5 protein-coding genes are annotated in these 3314 nt (G+C 65.3%); 4 read left to right on the forward strand and 1 reads right to left on the reverse strand.

Translation table 11 applies throughout. The features are described 5' to 3' along the window. A partial coding sequence (locus VNT50_RS12080; RefSeq protein ID WP_325485368.1) for a hypothetical protein occupies positions 1–223 on the reverse strand: 223 nt, incomplete at its 3' end. A gap of 3 nt (positions 224–226) precedes the next feature. On the opposite strand from VNT50_RS12080, the gene VNT50_RS12085 reads away from it, so the two are divergent. The 4 genes from VNT50_RS12085 to VNT50_RS12100 are packed head-to-tail and all read left to right on the forward strand — an operon-like array spanning position 227 to position 3249. Then, positions 227–520 (forward strand): hypothetical protein, encoded by a 294-nt coding sequence (locus VNT50_RS12085; protein WP_325485369.1) that lies wholly within the window; start codon positions 227–229, stop codon positions 518–520. Continuing rightward, complete coding sequence (locus VNT50_RS12090) at positions 517–1440, forward strand: sugar phosphate isomerase/epimerase family protein (RefSeq protein ID WP_325485370.1); 924 nt, start codon at positions 517–519, stop codon at positions 1438–1440. Before VNT50_RS12085 ends, VNT50_RS12090 begins: the two co-directional genes overlap by 4 nt. Beyond that, positions 1437–2183 carry an SDR family NAD(P)-dependent oxidoreductase gene (locus VNT50_RS12095; protein ID WP_325485371.1) on the forward strand — a complete coding sequence of 249 codons (747 nt, stop codon included), beginning with the start codon at positions 1437–1439 and terminating at the stop codon, positions 2181–2183. The genes VNT50_RS12090 and VNT50_RS12095 overlap by 4 nt, the downstream gene beginning before the upstream one ends. A 22-nt stretch (positions 2184–2205) precedes the next feature. Further along, a complete protein-coding gene (locus tag VNT50_RS12100) occupies positions 2206–3249 on the forward strand; it encodes an aldo/keto reductase (RefSeq protein ID WP_325485372.1) in 1044 nt (347 codons plus the stop codon). The last annotated feature ends 65 nt before the right edge of the window (positions 3250–3314 follow it).

Below are 3314 nucleotides of genomic sequence, written 5' to 3' on the forward strand. Positions count from 1 at the left end.
CGAGGAGTTGGTCAAGGGATGCGTCGCACGCCACGCCGACGACGTCGCCGCCCGATTCGGCGACGGTGAGTATGGACGGGCTGAACTCGCCTTCATCGTCCTTGACCCGACCCTGGCGCGTCATGTCGCCGCCGAGGACGCGATATTGTTCGTCGCGCTCGTCGGCGATGCGGACTTCTTTGCGCCCAACGCACTCGCGAAGGTTGCCGCACGTCGTGATCACGGTGTGAGCGACGGCCAGCTCGTCTACAGCGAGGCGCATCGACTGCCCGACGGCAGCTTTCGGTTCGGGTACTCCGTCGAGGTCGACGGCACGCAGGTGGGTGCCAGTGGACTGACGGAGCTGCAGGATCGTTACCAGGCCACAGTGCTCGCCGCCGATCTCAACTACCGGATCGCCGCCGCCCGCACGGAGTGGGCGAAAGACTTCGCGGGCGAGCGCTGGTACGCCAACGAGCAGGTGGCTCCCGACCGATTCCGTGACGCGCTCGCGGGCGTCCTGGGTGGGGTGCAGCGGTGACCTCTGAACCCCTTTCCGGCGCCGGCCGGTCCGCCTGGAGGATCGTCGGTGCGATGCTGCCCTGGAAAGCAGGCAACGACCCAGCTCAGTGGGAGCGGCACCTCCGCGAGCTGGCCTCGGTGGGATTCACCGGCGTCGACGTGACGGACAGCTGGCTCAAGCCTGGTCTTTTCGAGAAGGGACGCGTCGACGAGCTTGCGTCCATCATCGCCGGCGAAGGGCTTAGCGTGGCGGCGCTCTCGCTGATCCGCTGCAGCGTGATCGACCCTGAGACCGGCGACGAGAACCTCGCCTACAGCCATGCGAGTCTGGAAGCAGCGAAGATCCTCGGAGCCGACGTCGTGAGTGTCGGGCTGCATCGGCCGTTGACGGAAGGCCAGCAGGCTCAGCTCTGGTTCTGGACCGTGCCCGGGTCTGAGGACGACGTATCGGACGACACCTATCGAGAAGCGGCATCCCGCCTCCGCGAACTGGCGGATCATGCCCGCGAACTTCAGCTGGAACTGTCGCTGGAGATGTACGAGGACACCCTGCTCGGGTCAGCCGATTCGGCACGGCGACTCCTCGACGAGATCGGCAGGGACAACGTCGGGCTCAACCCCGATATCGGCAATCTCGTTCGTCAGCAGCGCCCGATCGAGAACATCGACGTGCTCCTGGCCAAGGTGCTCCCCGTGACCAACTACTGGCACGTGAAGAACTACCTGCGCCTTGAGAACCCGGTTACCGGGACCTACCTGACGGCCCCCTCGTCGATGCGCGCAGGAGTCATCGACTACCGGAGGGCATTCGCGCTCGCGCGCGAGGTCGGGTTCGGTGGAGCGGTCTGCATCGAGCAATACGGCGGAGACACAGTGGGGACGATGAAAGAGAATCTCGAGTACTGCCACGAGCTACTGAATGGAGCACTGCGCACATGACCAGCACACCAGGATCCGCGGGCACGACGGTCGCCCTCGTGACGGGGGGCACGTCAGGGATCGGAGCCGCCGTGGCAGATCGACTGAGCGCTGACGGCTTCGACGTCGTAACGCTGGCGCGCACCAAGCCCACCGTGACGGCGCATCGCTTCCTTCAGACCGATGTGACAGATCGGGCGAGCCTCGAGGCCGTGCGGCGGACGCTCGAAAGTGAGGGCGCGACGATCGGCGTCCTCGTGACAGCGGCGGGGACCAACGTGCGTGCGCCCGCCCTGGAGGTCTCGGACAGTGACATCCGACGGATGATCGACGTCAACCTCTACGGCACGATCGCGAGCTTCCAGGTGTTCGCCCCGCTGATGCTGCAGCACCCGAACTCGCGTTTCGTCGCGATCGGCTCGGTGTCCGGCGCGTACGGCATGAACCTCCGCGCTGTGTACGGTGCGACCAAGGCTGCCGTTTCTGGCCTGGTCCGATCGCTCGCAATCGAGTGGGCGCCGCACGGCGCTACGGTGAATGCCGTCGGGCCAGGCGTCATCGACACCCCACTCACGGCGGGTTACATCGAGAGGTTCCCGGCAAGGGCTCAGGCGCTCATCGATCACACACCCGTCGGGCGCCTCGGTGTGCCCCAGGATGTAGCCGCGACAGTATCGTTCCTCGCTTCCGAGGGCTCGAGCTTCATCACCGGACAGACGATCTACCCCGACGGCGGCCTCAGCGCAGGCTGCTCGTGGTGGTGAGCTCTCCTCACACGAGATTGGAATGGACATGGAGTATCGCGTACTCGGTCGCTCTGGGCTGCGGGTCTCACAGCTCTCCCTCGGCACCCTGCCTTTCGGTGGGCACCAGCGGGAGATCGTCGGCAACACCGACCTGAAAGAAGCCCGCCGGATCCTCGATCGTGCTATCGACTCCGGCGTCAACTTGATCGACACTGCGGACGTCTACGGCTACGGTCGTGCGGAGTCGACCGTGGGGGAGCTGATCAAGGGACGACGTGACAGCCTGATCGTCTCCACGAAGGTCCGGGCGGTCATCGGTCAAGGTCCCAACGACGCAGGCCTCTCGAGGTATCACATCATGCAGGGCATCGAGGCGAGCCTCACGCGGCTTGGTGTCGACCACATCGACCTGTATCAGGTGCACGGATGGGACGGGCAGACGGACGTTGACCAGATCATGTCGACGCTCGATGACCTTGTCCGCTCTGGGAAGGTCCGCTACATCGGTTGCTCCAACCTCTCCGCCTGGCACACCATGAAGGCGCTCGCCGCGGCGGACGCAGCGCACGGGGAGCGCTTCGTCAGTCAGCAGATCTATTACTCGATCCTGGGCCGCGAGGCCGAGCACGAACTGATCCCCCTGTCGGTCGATCAGGGGATCGGCAATCTGATCTGGAGTCCTCTGGCGGGCGGCCTGCTATCCGGCAAGCTCAAACGCGGCAGGGACGAACAGCGAATGCGTGATTGGTGGGATCCGCCTGTTTCAGACCCCGCTCCGCTTCTCGATGTCATCGAGGAGGTCGAGGCGGTCGCCGAGGAACACGGAGCGTCGGTGGCCCAGGTCGCCATCGCCTACCTGCTGACGAAGCCTGTGACGTCGATCATCCTCGGCCCGCGGACATTCGAGCACATCGACTCCGCGCTGGGTTCCCTTTCAGTGCACCTGACCCCCGAGCAGATCGCACGGCTCGACGACGTGAGCCGCCGCCCTCTTCCCTACCCCTACTGGCATCAGGCGCGCAGCATGACCGACCGCCTGAGCGCCGCCGACGAGACGCTGCTGCGCGGCGGACCCGCACTCTAAGGACACCTCAACCCGTGACCGCCGACACCAAGATTCCGTTCACCGATTCGCACGTACACTTCTGG

This window comes from Microbacterium sp., from assembly GCF_035554235.1.
GTDB lineage: Bacteria > Actinomycetota > Actinomycetes > Actinomycetales > Microbacteriaceae > Microbacterium.